The organism is Streptomyces rubellomurinus (assembly GCF_000961885.1).
Taxonomy (GTDB): Bacteria; Actinomycetota; Actinomycetes; order Streptomycetales; family Streptomycetaceae; genus Kitasatospora; species Kitasatospora rubellomurina.
Window position 1 is genome coordinate 34980 of sequence record NZ_JZKH01000059.1, and the last position, 14489, is coordinate 49468.

Consider the following 14489-nt stretch of genomic DNA (forward strand, 5'->3'; position numbering starts at 1 on the left):
GCCGTCCTTCGAACGCGTCCCTCAGACCGTGACCAGCGTCTCCAGCGGAGCGCCGTCCAGGTGCTCGGCCAGCCGCTCGCGGCCGTCCAGGAAGCCCAGCTCCATCAGCACCACGACGCCCGCCAGCTCGGCGCCGGCCTGCTTGACCAGGTCCAGTGAGGCCCCGATGGTGCCGCCGGTGGCCAGCACGTCGTCCACCACCAGCACCTTCTCACCGGGCGCGAAGGCGTCGCACTGCACCTCCAGCGTCGCCGAGCCGTACTCCAGCTCGTACGAACGCCGGAACACCTCGCCGGGCAGCTTGCCCTGCTTGCGGATCGGCACGAAGCCGAGCCCGGCCGCGAAGGCCGCCGGGGCCGCCAGCACGAAGCCGCGCGCCTCCAGACCCACCACCTTGGTCGCCCCGAGCTCCCGCGCCCGGTCCGCCAGCGCCCGGGTGAGGGCGCCGAAGGCCTCGGCGTCGGCGAGCAGCGGCGCGATGTCCTTGAACAGCACGCCCGGCTTCGGGTAGTCGGGGACGTCCCGGATCCGGCTGTTCAGCAGCTCGGCCAGGGCGGTGTCGGCGGTGGTCACGGTGTTTCCTTAGAGATCGAGTTCAGCGCTTGGTGGACGGACGGCCCTTGGCACGTGCGGTGCCGGCCGACCGGCCGCGCTGACCGACCATACCCGCAGGCTGCTCGTCCGCCTCGGCCTCCTCGCCCCCGGCGGCCTCGGCCTCGGCCTTGGCGGCCGCCGACGCCCGGTGCCGCAGGACCTGCTTGCGCAGCTCCTTCATGTCCGGCTGCTCCTCCTTGAGCTGCGCCAGCAGCGGGGTGGCGACGCAGATCGAGGAGTAGGCACCGGCCGCGAGGCCGATGAACAGGGCGAGCGAGATGTCGTTCAGGGTGCCGGCGCCCAGCAGGCCGCCGCCGATGAACAGCAGCGCGGCGACCGGCAGCAGCGCGACCACGGTGGTGTTGAGCGAGCGGACCAGGGTCTGGTTGAGGCCCGCGTTGGCCGCCTCGCTGTAGGTGAGCTTGTTCTGCTTGGTGAGCCCCTTGGTGTTCTCCTTCACGGTGTCGAAGACGACGACCGTGTCGTAGAGCGAGTACCCGAGGATCGTCAGGAAGCCGATCACCGTACCGGGGGTGACCTCGAAGCCCACCAGGGCGTACACGCCGATGGTGATCAGCAGGTCGTGCAGCAGGGCGACCAGGGCCGCCACCGCCATCCGCCACTCGAAGGCGATCGCCAGGTAGACCGTCACCAGGATCATGAAGACGATCAGACCGGTGAGCGCCTTCTGGGAGATCTGCTTGCCCCAGCTGGGGCCGATCACCTGGGCCTCGACGGTGTCCAGCGGCACGCTGAGCTTCTGCGAGAGCTCGGAGCGGACCTGGTCCGAGCTCTTCGTCTCGTCGGTGCTGACCTGGATGCGGATCTTGCCGTTGTCGGTCGACTGCACCAGCGGGTGCGAGGAGACGATGTTGTCAGCCGTCTCCTGCGCCTGCGAGACGGTCAGCCCCGGCTTGCTGACGGTGTAGACCGAGCCGCCCTTGAACTCGATGCCCAGGTGCAGGCCCATGGCCAGGCCGATCGCCGCGACCAGCACGATCACGCCGGAGATGGAGTACCAGAGCTTGCGGCGCCCGACGAAGTCGAAGCTGACCTCGCCCTGGTAGAGCCGGTGGCCCAGATTGGAGAAGCGCGACACGGTGTCAGGCCTCCTTCACGGCGGCAGAGGAGGAGGGGCGACGGCGGGTGCTGCGCAGCGGCGGGCGGGCGCCCAGCCGCTTCGGGTCCAGGCCGGACCACGGGTGGCCGTTGGAGAAGAACTTGCGCCGGGCCAGCAGCGTGATCAGCGGCTTGGTGAAGAGGAAGATCACCACGACGTCGAGCGCGGTGGTCAGGCCGAGCGTGAAGGCGAAGCCCTGGACCTTGCCGACCGAGACGACGTACAGCACGGCGGCACAGAGGAAGGACACGAAGTCCGAGACCAGGATGGTGCGCCGGGCGCGCGGCCAGGCCCGCTGGACGGCCGGGCGCAGCGGGGCGCCCTCGCGGACCTCGTCGCGAATGCGCTCGAAGTACACGATGAAGGAGTCCGCGGTGATGCCGATCGCGACGATGGCGCCGCAGACCGCCGGCAGGTTCAGCGCGAAGCCGATCCCGCCGCCGAGCAGGCTCATGATCGAGTAGGTCAGGGCCGCCGAGACGAGCAGACCGGCGATCGAGACCAGGCCCAGGCCGCGGTAGTAGACGAGCGAGTAGGCGACCACCAGCAGCATGCCGATCGCGCCGGCGACCAGGCCGGCCTTCAGCTGGTCGTTGCCCAGGGCCGGGGAGACGGTGGTGACGTCGCTCTTGTTGAACTCCAGCGGCAGGGCGCCGTAGCTGAGCACGTTGGCGAGGTCGTCCGCCTCGGACTGGCTGAACTGGCCGGTGATGACCGCGCTACCGCCCGAGATCGGGCCGTTGACCCGCGGGTGGGAGACGACCTCGTTGTCCAGCACGATGGCGAACTGGTTGGTCGGCGGGGTCTGGCTGGCCAGCTTGGTGGTGACCGAGCTGAAGGCGTCGCTGCCGGTGTTGTCGAACCCCAGCTGGACCTGCCAGCCGCCACCGGTCTGGTTGTCGAAGATCGCCTGCGCCTTGGAGACGTTCCCGCCCTTCACGGCCACCGGGCCGAGCGCCAGCTTCTGGTAGAAGCCCTGCTCGGGCTTCTGGGAGCAGGCGAGGACGGCCTTGTCGTCGGCGCCGCTCTGCGCGATGCGGGCCTCGGGCTTGGAGCAGTCCAGTGCGGCCCACGCGGCGGACAGCTCCGGCGGGACGGTGCCCTGGGTCAGCAGGCTGCTCGGGTCGGCCGGGTTCTGCTGGGCCGGCGGGGTCGCGGCGGCGCTCGGGGCGCCGCTGGCGGCCGCGGCGGGCGTGCCGGTCGCGGACGGGGCCGCGCTCGCGCCGGTGGCGGCCGCGGACGGCGTGGTGCCCTCGGCGGCCAGCGCCTCGCTGGCCGGGCGGCCCTGCTTGGTGGCGCTCGCGGTCGCGGACGGCGTCGCGGCCGGCGCGGTGCTCGCGGACGGGGTGGCGCCCGCGGACGGGGTGGCGGCCGGGGTCCCGGAGGCACCGGCCGAGGGGGTGGCGGTGGCCGCGGAGGCCGGCACGCCGCTGGGGGCCACGGCCAGGACCGGGCGGAAGAACAGCTTCGCGGTGGTACCGACCTGGTCCGCCGCGTTCTGCTTGTCCCCGCCCTTGGGGATGTTCACGATGATCGTGTCCGAGCCCTGGGTCTGGACCTCCGCCTCGGAGACACCCATCCCGTTGACCCGGCGCTCCATGATCCCGACGGCGATGTCCATGTTCGCCTTGGTGAGCGCCTTGGGATCGGTCGACTTGGCGGTCAGCGTGATGCTGGTGCCGCCGGCGAGGTCGATTCCGAGCCTGGGCTTGGTGTTGCCCGTCCCGAACATGAGGGCGACCAGTCCGACGGTGACGACCAGGATGAGGGCCAGTGCCCGCCCTGGGTAGCCGTCGCGCGGGCGCGACTTGGGTGTTGCCACCTTGCTCGTTTCTCCCTGTCCATGCCACGTCGCCAACCGGACCCCCGTCCGGCTCGTGGCTGGACGGGGGGCATGGTGGTCTCGCGGCCCTGAGGTCCTGTGGGCTCGCGGCACACTGCGCCGCGCGGCCGGGCGGGTGCCCGACCGTCTTACTTGCTCGCGGGAGCCCCGCCCTCGGCGTCGCCCTTCTCCGCGCTCTCCTTGCTGAGCGACAGCGGCTCGCCCTCGACCGGCACGGCGTCCTCGGCCTCCGGCTCGGGCAGCTCGTCATCGGCGGGGCGGCCGTTGATGATCGCGTCGTACTCCTGGGGGTCCAGGACGGCGGCGATCGCACTCTTGGTGAAGTGGGTGACCACGCCGGGCGCGATCTCCAGCTCGACGGTCTCCTCGTTGACCGCCTTCACCTGGGCGTACAGGCCACCGATGGTGCGCACTCCCGCCCCGGGCTCCAGCGCGGTCTGCATCTGCGACATCTGCGCCTGGCGCTTCTTCTGCGCCCGGAACATGAACACGATCAGGAGAACGGGGAGGAGGAGGATGATGAGGTTCACTGCAGCCAGGGTCCTTTACGGGCCGCCGGCCGGCGGCCTGTGTGGTATTGGTCGGCCCGTCAGGTGAGAGGGGCGGTCCGGCGGAGTCTAGGCGACCCCGAACTGATCGGACAACGCCAAGCATCGCATCCTGCCGCCGAAAGTGGCGAGCCTCCGCCTGCACGGTTTCCCCGGACTTCTTCCCTGGCATCTCCGCGAGCGACCGGTCCGCCACCGGGCGGGAACCAGTCGGCACCCCCCACCCGTTCCTCACCCGATCGGAGCAGCGCCCGTCAACTCTCCTCGGCCGGGAACAGCTCCGGCTGGGGCGGCACCGCACCGCGGGTGGTCTGGACCGGCGGGCCGCCCTGGACCGGCGGGGTGAGGCCGAGGTGCTGCCAGGCGGCCGCGGTGGCGATCCGCCCGCGCGGGGTCCGGGCCAGCAGGCCCTCGCGGACCAGGAACGGCTCGGCGACCTCCTCGACGGTCTCCGCCTCCTCCCCCACCGCGACGGCCAGTGTCGACAAACCGACCGGACCGCCGCCGAACAGCCGCAGCAGCGCGTCCAGCACCGCGCGGTCCAGCCGGTCCAGACCGCGGGCGTCCACCTCGTAGACGTCCAGCGCCTGGGCGGCGATCCCGGCGGTGACCTGGCCGTCGTGCCGCACCTGGGCGTAGTCGCGGACCCGGCGCAGCAGCCGGTTGGCGATGCGCGGCGTGCCGCGCGAGCGCCCGGCGATCTCGGCCGCGCCGGCCGGGTCTATCTCGACGTCCAGCAGCGCCGCCGAGCGGTGCACCACCCGCTGCAGCTCGGCCGGGGCGTAGAACTCCATGTGCCCGGTGAAGCCGAACCGGTCGCGCAGCGGCGGCGGCAGCAGGCCGGCCCGGGTGGTGGCGCCGACCAGGGTGAACGGCGGCAGCTCCAGCGGGATGGCGGTGGCGCCCGGGCCCTTGCCGACGATCACGTCGACCCGGAAGTCCTCCATCGCCATGTAGAGCATCTCCTCGGCCGGCCGGGACATCCGGTGGATCTCGTCGAGGAAGAGCACCTCGCCCTCGGTGAGCGAGGACAGGATCGCCGCGAGGTCCCCCGCGTGCTGGATCGCCGGGCCGGAGGTGATCCGGATCGGGGCGCCCAGCTCGGCGGCGATGATCATGGACAGCGTGGTCTTGCCCAGCCCGGGCGGCCCGCTCAGCAGCACGTGGTCGGGCGCGCTGCCGCGCTTGCGGGCCGCCTGCAGCACCAGCGACAGCTGCTCGCGCACCCGCTCCTGGCCGATGAACTCGTCCAGCAGCTTGGGGCGCAGCGCCGCCTCCACCGCCTGGTCCTCGCCATCGGCGGCGGCCGTGACCAGCCGGTCGGCGGGGTCGGAGTCGTACGGACTCATCTCTGCGGGCTCCATGGTCGACAAACTGACAGGTCGTCAAACTGCTTCAGCGGGCGCGGTTCAGACCGCGCAGCGCGAGCCGCAGCAGGGCGCCGACGTCCGGCGTCTGCTGGGCCTGCGCCTCCGGGGTGACGGCGGCCACCGCCTCGTCCGCCTCGCGCGGGGCGTAGCCGAGACCGGTCAGCGCGGCGTGCAGCTGGTCGCTCCACGGCGCCGGGCCGGCGGCGATCGGCTTCTGCGCGGGCACCGCGCCGAGCGGGGCGCCGAGCTTGTCCTTGTACTCCAGCAGCAGCTTCGCCGCCTTCGCCTTGCCGATGCCGGGGACGGCGACCAGCGCCTTCTCGTCCCCGCCCGCCACCGCGGCGCGCAGCGCGTCCGGGCTGTGCACGCCGAGGATCGCCTGCGCCAGCTTGGGTCCGACGCCCGGCGCCGCCTGCAGGATCTCGAACACGGCCCGCTCGTCGTCGTCCGCGAAGCCGAACAGGGTCAGCGAGTCCTCCCGGACGACCAGCGAGGTCGCCAGCCGGGCGGGCTCGCCGAGCCGCAGCCCGGCCAGGGTGTTCGGGGTGCACTGCACCGCCATGCCGACCCCGCCGACCTCGATCACCGCGACACCGGCGGAGACGGCCGCGACGGGCCCTTGGACGAAGGCGATCACCGGGCACTGCCTTTCAGAGGGGAGGGGTCCTTCAGGGGGGTGGCGCGGGCGGCCTGGACGGCGGCCTGCAGCCGGTTGGTCGTCCCGCCGCGCCAGATGTGGCAGATGGCCAGCGCCAGCGCGTCGGCGGCGTCGGCCGGCTTGGGTGGGGCGTCCAGCCGCAGCAGGCGCTGCACCATCGCGGTGACCTGCGCCTTGTCGGCCCGGCCGGAGCCGGTGACGGCCGCCTTGACCTCGCTCGGGGTGTGCAGCGTGACGGGGATGCCGCGCCGGGTGGCGCAGAGCATGGCGACGGCGCTGGCCTGCGCGGTGCCCATCACGGTGCGGACGTTGTGCTGGGCGAAGACCCGCTCGACGGCGACCAGGTCCGGCCGGTGCTCGTCCAGCCAGGCCTCCAGGCCCTGCTCGACCAGCAGCAGCCGCTGCCCGATCTCCGCCTCCGCGGGGGTGCGCACGACGCCGACCCCGGCCATCCGCAGCGGCCGGCCCGGCGCGCCCTCGACCACACCGACCCCGCACCTGGTCAGCCCCGGGTCCACGCCCAGTACCCGCACCACGTCGCCCCGCCCGTCTCTTTCCGTCGCCGACCTGCGAAGGCTACCGCCAGGGTCCGACAACCCCACCGGACGACACCGGCCCGGCGGTCCAGGGACCACCGGGCCGGGCAGTGAGAACGATCACTCGCCGTCGATCAGTCGGCGTCGATCACTCGGCGTCGAGCTGCGCACCGACCTCGTCGGAGATGTCGAAGTTGGCGAAGACGTTCTGCACGTCGTCGCTGTCCTCCAGCGCGTCGATCAGCTTCAGGATCTTGCGGGCGCCGTCGACGTCCAGCTCGACCTGCATGCTCGGGAGGAAGTTGGCCTCGGCCGAGTCGTAGTCGACGCCCGCGTCCACCAGCGCGGTGCGCACGGCGACCATCTTGGAGGCCTCGGAGACGATCTCGAAGGACTCGCCGAGGTCGTTGATCTCCTCGGGCTCCTGGTCCAGGACGACCTCGAAGAGCTTGTCCTCGTCCACGCCGTCAGCCTTGGGGACGATCACGACGCCCTTGCGGGTGAACAGGTACGACACCGAGCCCGGGTCGGCCATCGAGCCGCCGTTGCGGGTCATCGCGACGCGCACGTCGGAGGCCGCGCGGTTGCGGTTGTCGGTGAGGCACTCGATCAGGACGGCGACGCCGTTCGGGCCGTAGCCCTCGTACATGATGGTCTGGTAGTCGGCGCCGCCGGCCTCCAGACCGCCACCGCGCTTGACGGCGCGGTTGATGTTGTCGATCGGGACCGAGCTCTTCTTCGCCTTCTGGATGGCGTCGTAGAGGGTCGGGTTGCCCTGCGGGTCGGGACCGCCGGTGCGCGCCGCCACCTCGATGTTCTTGATCATCTTGGCGAAGAGCTTGCCGCGCTTGGCGTCGATCACGGCCTTCTTGTGCTTGGTGGTAGCCCACTTAGAGTGGCCGGACATCGCCAGCTCCTTTACGTCGCCAAAGGGAAATGAACAGATGAGATCTTACCGGTGTCGCCACCGGTGAGGCGCACACGGTCAGCGCGCGGCCACGGCGAGGTGCTCCTCGACCATCCGCACGAAGTACCCGTGCACCCGGTGATCGCCGGTCAGCTCCGGGTGGAAGGACGTGGCCAGCAGGTTTCCCTGGCGCACGGCGACGATCCGGCTGTCCGGGCCGTCCGCGGCGGGCAGCTCGGCCAGCACCTCGACGCCCGCGCCGACCTCCTCGACCCAGGGGGCGCGGATGAACACGCCGTGCACCGGGGCGTCGCCCAGGCCGGCGAAGTCGATCCCGGACTCGAAGGACTCGTTCTGACGGCCGAAGGCGTTGCGGCGCACGGTCATGTCGATGCCGCCGACCGTCTCCTGGTCGTCCCGGCCGTCCAGGATCTTGTCGGCCAGCATGATCATGCCCGCGCAGGTGCCGTACACCGGCATCCCGGCGGCGACCCGGTCGCGCAGCGGCTGCATCACGTCGAACAGCAGCGCCAGCTTGGACATGGTGGTGGACTCCCCGCCGGGGATCACCAGCGCGTCGACCTCGGCCAGCTCCTCGGCGCGGCGCACCGGACGGGCGAGCGCGTCGGCCTCGGCCAGCGCCACCAGGTGCTCGCGGACGTCGCCCTGCAGGGCGAGGACGCCGATGACAGGAGTGCTCACGGTCTTCAACCTCTATCGATCGTTACTACGGACGTACGTGGCGCGGCCCGCCGCGCGCCGAGGCGCAACGGCGGGCCGGCTCGGCGGGGGGCGGTGACTACCAGCCGCGGTTGGCGTAGCGCTCGGTCTCCGGCAGGGTGTCGCAGTTGATGCCGACCATGGCCTCGCCCAGGTTGCGGGAGGCGTCCGCGATGACCTTCGGGTCGTCGAAGAAGGTGGTGGCCTTCACGATCGCGGCGGCACGCTTGGCCGGGTCGCCCGACTTGAAGATGCCGGAGCCGACGAAGACGCCCTCGGCGCCCAGCTGGCGCATCAGCGCGGCGTCGGCCGGGGTGGCCACGCCACCGGCGGAGAACAGCACGACCGGCAGCTTGCCGAGCTCGGCGACCTCCTTGACCAGCTCGTACGGGGCGCGCAGCTCCTTGGCGGCGGCGTACAGCTCGTTGTTGTCGAAGCCGCGCAGCTTGGCGATCTCGTTCTTGATCTGGCGCAGGTGGCGGACGGCCTCGACGACGTTGCCGGTGCCGGCCTCACCCTTCGAGCGGATCATGGCCGCGCCCTCGGCGATGCGGCGCAGGGCCTCGCCCAGGTTGGTGGCGCCGCAGACGAAGGGGGTGGTGAAGGCCCACTTGTCCGAGTGGTTGACCTCGTCGGCCGGGGTCAGCACCTCGGACTCGTCGATGTAGTCGACGCCGAGCGACTGCAGGACCTGGGCCTCGACGAAGTGGCCGATGCGGGACTTGGCCATCACCGGGATGGAGACCGCCCCGATGATCTCCTCGATCATGTTGGGGTCGGACATGCGGGCCACGCCGCCGTCCTTGCGGATGTCCGCCGGCACCCGCTCCAGCGCCATGACGGCCACCGCACCGGCGTCCTCGGCGATCTTGGCCTGCTCGGCGTTGACCACGTCCATGATCACACCGCCCTTGAGCTGCTCGGCCATGCCGCGCTTGACCCGGGCGGTGCCGATCTGCGGCTGGTCTGCGGTGGTGGGGGTGGTGGACACGTGAGACCTCACTCCAAGGATGAACCAGTGCTATCGCCCTATGGTAGGCCGGACGAGTGGCCCCTCCATGTGCCACCGAGTCCAGCCAGGACGACGGGATGCGACAAACGGGCCGTATCCGGGGGACAGCCTAAGCAGGCGCTCCCTCGGGCGTGAGAGCGGGCGGCGGGGCGTCGTCCATCTCGAACGCCAGCGGGAACGGCGCCCTCCCCGCCAGCCGGAAGTACCGCACCAACCGGTGCTCGCGCACCGCCCGCGCCGCCCGCACCGCGTCGTTGTGGAACCGGCGGGCCATCGGCACCCGGCGCACCGCGGCCGTCAGGTCACGAACCGCCTCCTCGCCGCCCGGCTCCGCCACCAGCGCCGCCACCTGCTCCGGCTCCTCGAACACCGCCCGCAGCGCCAGGCTCAGCTGGCTCTCCGCCACCTCGCGCTGCTCGTCGTCCGCCTGCCGCGCCGCGTGCGCCGCGTCCAGCAGCAGCAGCGAGGCCGCCGGGTCCAGCAGCGAGGACGTCGCCAGCTCCATCGCCACCGACGCCCGGCGGACCAGCTGCGCGTCCAGCGCCGCCCGCGCGGCGTCGATCCGGGCGTGCAGCCGGTCCAGCCGGCCGGCCGTCCAACTCAGGTACATGCCGAACAGCACCACGGCCACGCCGGCCCAGATCCAGGTAGTCACGGACCGCAACGTTACCGGGTGTCACCCGTGGGCCCCGGTCATCCCCGAACGGTCGCGCTCCGGTAGCTGTCCCGGTCGATGTCCGCCACGTCCACCGCGGTGAACAGCCGCACCCCCGGCCCCGGCCTCACGTGCTCGGCCAGCAGTGCCAGCACGCCCTCGCTCAGCGCCGCCTTCGCCTCCGGCGTGCGGCCGGGGAACAGCTGGAACTGGACGAACACCTGGGCGTCGGCCGGCGTCCCGGTCGTCCCCACGACCAGCGACTCCACCGGACGGAACACGGTCTTGCACGCCTCCGGCTTCGCGTCGACGGTCTCCTCCGCGAGCCGGTTGATCGCCAGGCCGAGCGCCCGGCGGTCGAAGGTGTCGGCCAGGTCGGCCGAGTAGTCGACGGAGATCTGCGGCATCGGTTGCTCCCGAGGGTCGGCCGGATCGAACGGTACGGTCGCCGACCCTAACCCCTGCCCGGCCCCGGCACCCGTGCTCAGTCCCGGGCCAGGCCGAACCGGCCGCGCCGGGTGCCGCGCACGTCCTCCACCACCGCGGCCTCCCCGGCCGTCACCGTCTCGTACACCGCCAGGATGTCCGCGCCGACCGTCGACCAGTCGAACCGCCGCACGTGCCGCGAAGCCGCCTCGCGCAACCGCTCCAGCCGCGCCGGATCCCCCAGCAGCCGCAGCGCCGTCCGCGCCAGCGCGTCCGCGTCCTCCACCGGGAACAGCTCCCCCGCGTCCCCGCCGTCCAGCACCTGCTTGAACGCGTCCAGGTCGCTCGCCAGCACCGGCGCACCCGCCGACATCGCCTCGACCAGGATGATCCCGAAGCTCTCGCCACCGGTGTTCGGCGCCACGTACAGGTCCACGCTGCGCAGCAGCCGGGCCTTCTCCCGGTCCGACACCATGCCCAGGAACTCCACCTGGCCCCGGAACTCCGGCGCCAGGCCCGCGACGGCCTCCGCCTCGTCGCCCTTGCCCGCCACCAGCAGCCGCACCCCCGGCCGCTCGGCCAGGATCCGCGGCAACGCCGCCAGCAGCGTCGGCAGCCCCTTGCGCGGCTCGTTGATCCGCCCGATGAAACCGATCGTGCCCGGCTCCCCCTTCGCCGCGTGGCCCATCCAGCGCTCGTCCGGCTCCGCCTCCGCGAAGAACCCGACGTCCACGCCGTTCGGGATCACCACCGCGTCGCCGCCCAGGTGCTCCACCAGCGTGCGCCGCGCGTACTCCGACACCGCGATCCGGGCCCGCATCTTCTCCAGGCCCGGCTGCAGGATCGGCGAGGCCGCGATCATCGCCCGCGACCGCGGGTTCGAGGTGTGGAACGTCCCCACCATCGGCCCGCTCGCCGACCACGCCGCCAGCATCGACAGGCTCGGCGAGGCCGGCTCGTGCACGTGCAGGATGTCGAACCGGCCGTCGTGCAGCCACCGCCGCACCCGCGCCGCCGACAGGAACCCGAAGCTCAGCCGCGCCACCGACCCGTTGTACGGCACCGCCACCGCCCGCCCCGCCGAGACCACGTACGGCGGCAGCGCCTCGTCGTCCTCGGCCGGCGCGAGCACCGACACCTCGTGGCCCAGGCCGATCAGGTGCTCGGCCAGGTCCCGGATGTGGAACTGCACCCCGCCGGGGACGTCCCAGTCGTACGGGCAGACGATGCCGATCTTCACGGGTTCCTCAAGCTCCTTCGGGCGGTCGCGGCGGTCGCGGCGGTCGTACGGGCGGGGCGGGTCAGGGGCGGGTCAGGCGCCGGAGGCCTCGGCCGCCGGCTCGGCGGCCCGCGCCGCGGACGGCTCCCCGACCGTCCCGCGCACGGGCAGGTCGGCCAGCCAGAACTTCTGCAGCATGTGCCAGTCCTGCGGGTACTCGGCGATCGCCCGCTCCCACACCCGCGCCAGCGCCTGCGTCATCACCCGGGTCCGCTCCTGGCGGTCGCCCTCCTCCGGCGCCACCACCTCCGGGTGGATCCGCGCCCGCATCACCGGGCCGTCGTACCAGAGCGTCACCGGCAGCAGCGCCGCCCCGGTCCGCTGGCACAGCGCCGCCGGCCCGGCCGGCATCCGGGTCGCCTCACCGAAGAACGACACCTCGATGCCCGCCTCCGACAGGTCCCGGTCCCCCACCAGGCAGACCAGCCGACCCTCGCGCAGCCGCCGCGCCAACGTGCCGATCACGTTCACCGAGCCACCGGTCAGCGCCAGGACCTCCATGCCCTGGCCCTCCCGGAACGCCACGAACCGGTCGAACAGCCGCTCCGGCTTCAACCGCTCCGCCACCGTCGTGAACGGATGGCCCTGCTGCGCCACCCACGTTCCCGCCAGGTCCCAGTTGCCCATGTGCGGCAGCGCTATCACCGCGCCCCGCCCGGCCTCCAACGGCGCCTTCAGGTGCTCGAAGCCCTCCACCCGGACGTCCCGGGCCACCCGCTCCCGGCTCCACACCGGCAGCCGGAACGACTCCATCCAGTAGCGCAGGTACGAGCGCATGCCCGCCCGCGACAGCTCCCGCAGCGCCGCCTCGTCCAGCTCCGGCCGGACCCGGCCCAGGTTCCGCTCCAGCTGGAGCACCCGCTTGCCGCGCTTGCGCCACGCGTAGTCCGCCAGCCGGTCGAACAGCCCGCGCGCCCACGACTCCGGCAGGTGCTTCAGCACCCCCCAGCCCAGCGCGTACGCCCAGTACACCAGTCGGTCCGTCACCGCAGGACGCCCCCCGTCAACTCCCGGCCGCCGCACGGTCGGCCTCGAACGCCTCGCGGCGCACGGTCAGCATCCGCTGGAACACCGTCACCAGGCTGCCCGCCGCCACCAGCCACAGCGCCACCGGCAGCAACCACTCCACGTACGGCACCCCGAACTTGTGCAGACCCGCGACCCCGGCCGCCACCAGGCTGGCCACCAGCCGCTCCGCCCGCTCCACCAGCCCCGACACGTCGCACGGCAGGCCCTGGCTCTCCGCCCGCGCCTTCGTGTACGACACCACCAGGCCGCTCGCCAGGCAGAAGATCGCCACCGCGCACAGCAGGTTGTTGTCGCCCTGACCGGCGTACCACATGGCCAGACCGCCGAAGATCGCCGCGTCGGCGACCCGGTCCAGCGTGGAGTCCAGGAACGCCCCCCACTTGGTGCTCCGGCCCAGCTGCCGGGCCATGTTCCCGTCCACCAGGTCCGAGAAGATGAACAGCGTGATCGTGATGGTGCCCCAGAAGAACTCCCCACGCGGGAAGAACACCAGCGCACCGGCCACCGAACCGGCGGTACCGATCAGCGTCACGGCGTCCGGGCTCACGCCCAGCCGGATCAGGAACGCGGCGAACGGGGTCAGAACACGTGTGAAGAAGGCACGCGCGTATTTGTTGAGCATGGCCTTCCCAGCCGCTCCGATCCTCCAGGCACCCGCCTGGCGCGGCACGCGCGGCAGACGGCCGAACGGATCAGCCCGTCCGGCGCAACCATCGTAGCCACGCCCGGGACACCCTCCGTCGCACGCACCGCCGCTCCGCGCACCGGCCGCCGCCGCACACACGCACGGTCACCGACCACCCGTACGGCGGGCGCGCCGACCACCCGCACGACACGCGCCACCGCGACACCCGACCCTAGACTGCCAAAGACTGCCAAGAGACAGCCTCGGCGCCACGGGAGGAGACCCCGATGCCCGACCGCAGCACGGCACGAGCCGGCCAGGCACCCGCCGTCGCCCGCCCCCAGGACCTGCGCAACGTCGCCCTCATCGGCCCCGCCGGTGTGGGCAAGACCACCCTCGCCGAATCCCTCGCCCTCGCCGCCGGCGCCACCGGCCGCGCCGGCCGCGTCACCGACGGCACCACCGTCTCCGACCACGAGGACATCGAGCACCAGCAACAGCGCTCCGTCCAGCTCTCCCTCCTCCCCCTCGAATGGAAGGGCGTCAAGATCAACCTGATCGACCCGCCCGGCCACCCCGACTTCACCGCCGACCTGCGCGCCGCCCTCCACGCCGCCGACGCCGCCGTCTTCGTCGTCTCCGCCACCGACCCCGTCACCGCCCCCACCCGCGCCCTCTGGCGCCAATGCGCCGCCGAAGGCATCCCCCGCGCCATCGCCGTCGCCAAACTCGACCTCGCCCGCACCGCCTTCGACGACATCCTCACCGCCTGCCACGACGCCTTCGACCTGGGCCCCGACACCCTCCGCCCGCTCTTCCTCCCCGTCCACCACGACGGCCACCCGGACGGCAGCGTCGACCTCATCACCGGCGACACCTACGGCGACGCCACCCCCCTCCCCGACACCGGCCCCGCCCACGACAGCCTCGTCGAAGCCATCTCCGGCCAGGACGACACCCTCATGGAGCGCTACCTCGCCGGCGACCCCCTCGACCCCGACGCCCTCGAAGCCGGCCTGCGCCGCGAAGTCCTCGCCTGCACCCTCCACCCCGCCGTCCCCACCAGCGAGAACGGCCTCGGCGCCGCCGAACTCCTCGACCTCATCACCCACGCCTTCCCCGACCCCACCGAACGCACCCGCCCCCCCCCCCCCCCCGCCCCCGGCG

Annotated in this window: 16 protein-coding genes; 1 reads left to right on the top strand and 15 read right to left on the bottom strand. The window is 72.5% G+C overall.

From position 1 onward, the window contains the following. Positions 1-21: 21 nt before the first annotated feature. From VM95_RS25235 to pgsA, 15 genes are all read right to left on the bottom strand, one after another. On the bottom strand, positions 22-573 hold the full coding sequence (locus VM95_RS25235; protein ID WP_045700548.1) for an adenine phosphoribosyltransferase: 552 nt from the start codon (positions 571-573) through the stop codon (positions 22-24). A 22-nt stretch (positions 574-595) separates the two neighbouring features. Beyond that, positions 596-1693 (bottom strand): protein translocase subunit SecF, encoded by a 1098-nt coding sequence (gene secF, locus VM95_RS25240; RefSeq protein WP_045700550.1) that lies wholly within the window; start codon positions 1691-1693, stop codon positions 596-598. Positions 1694-1697: 4 nt separating this feature from the next. After that, positions 1698-3536: a protein translocase subunit SecD gene (secD, locus tag VM95_RS25245; RefSeq protein WP_045700552.1), complete on the bottom strand. Its 1839-nt coding sequence runs from the start codon at positions 3534-3536 to the stop codon at positions 1698-1700. Positions 3537-3685: 149 nt separating this feature from the next. Next, positions 3686-4087: a preprotein translocase subunit YajC gene (gene yajC, locus VM95_RS25250; RefSeq protein WP_052706225.1), complete on the bottom strand. Its 402-nt coding sequence runs from the start codon at positions 4085-4087 to the stop codon at positions 3686-3688. A 272-nt stretch (positions 4088-4359) separates the two neighbouring features. Continuing rightward, entirely contained in the window at positions 4360-5454 is a 1095-nt protein-coding gene (ruvB, locus tag VM95_RS25255) for a Holliday junction branch migration DNA helicase RuvB (RefSeq protein WP_045700554.1), read from the bottom strand. Between the two features lie 46 nt (positions 5455-5500). Then, positions 5501-6112, bottom strand: coding sequence for a Holliday junction branch migration protein RuvA (gene ruvA, locus VM95_RS25260; protein WP_045700556.1), 612 nt, complete (start codon positions 6110-6112; stop codon positions 5501-5503). Next, positions 6109-6666, bottom strand: coding sequence for a crossover junction endodeoxyribonuclease RuvC (gene ruvC, locus VM95_RS25265; protein WP_045700587.1), 558 nt, complete (start codon positions 6664-6666; stop codon positions 6109-6111). The genes ruvA and ruvC overlap by 4 nt, the downstream gene beginning before the upstream one ends. 151 nt (positions 6667-6817) lie before the next feature. Then, positions 6818-7576, bottom strand: a complete 759-nt coding sequence (locus VM95_RS25270) for a YebC/PmpR family DNA-binding transcriptional regulator (RefSeq protein ID WP_045700558.1) — start codon at positions 7574-7576, stop codon at positions 6818-6820. Positions 7577-7654: 78 nt separating this feature from the next. Beyond that, complete coding sequence (pdxT, locus tag VM95_RS25275) at positions 7655-8278, bottom strand: pyridoxal 5'-phosphate synthase glutaminase subunit PdxT (protein WP_045700589.1); 624 nt, start codon at positions 8276-8278, stop codon at positions 7655-7657. Between the two features lie 97 nt (positions 8279-8375). Then, on the bottom strand, positions 8376-9287 hold the full coding sequence (gene pdxS / locus VM95_RS25280) for a pyridoxal 5'-phosphate synthase lyase subunit PdxS (protein WP_045700561.1): 912 nt from the start codon (positions 9285-9287) through the stop codon (positions 8376-8378). Positions 9288-9417: 130 nt separating this feature from the next. Next, entirely contained in the window at positions 9418-9963 is a 546-nt protein-coding gene (locus VM95_RS25285) for a LemA family protein (protein ID WP_045700563.1), read from the bottom strand. A gap of 38 nt (positions 9964-10001) precedes the next feature. Beyond that, complete coding sequence (locus VM95_RS25290; RefSeq protein WP_045700566.1) at positions 10002-10370, bottom strand: 5-carboxymethyl-2-hydroxymuconate Delta-isomerase; 369 nt, start codon at positions 10368-10370, stop codon at positions 10002-10004. Between the two features lie 77 nt (positions 10371-10447). Next, positions 10448-11629: a glycosyltransferase family 4 protein gene (locus VM95_RS25295; protein WP_045700568.1), complete on the bottom strand. Its 1182-nt coding sequence runs from the start codon at positions 11627-11629 to the stop codon at positions 10448-10450. A gap of 72 nt (positions 11630-11701) precedes the next feature. After that, positions 11702-12655 carry a phosphatidylinositol mannoside acyltransferase gene (locus tag VM95_RS25300; protein WP_045700570.1) on the bottom strand — a complete coding sequence of 318 codons (954 nt, stop codon included), beginning with the start codon at positions 12653-12655 and terminating at the stop codon, positions 11702-11704. Between the two features lie 16 nt (positions 12656-12671). Further along, positions 12672-13319 (bottom strand): phosphatidylinositol phosphate synthase, encoded by a 648-nt coding sequence (gene pgsA / locus VM95_RS25305; RefSeq protein WP_045700573.1) that lies wholly within the window; start codon positions 13317-13319, stop codon positions 12672-12674. A 290-nt stretch (positions 13320-13609) separates the two neighbouring features. On the opposite strand from pgsA, the gene VM95_RS25310 reads away from it, so the two are divergent. Further along, on the top strand, positions 13610-14489 hold an 880-nt coding region (locus VM95_RS25310; RefSeq protein ID WP_045700575.1), incomplete at its 3' end, for a GTP-binding protein.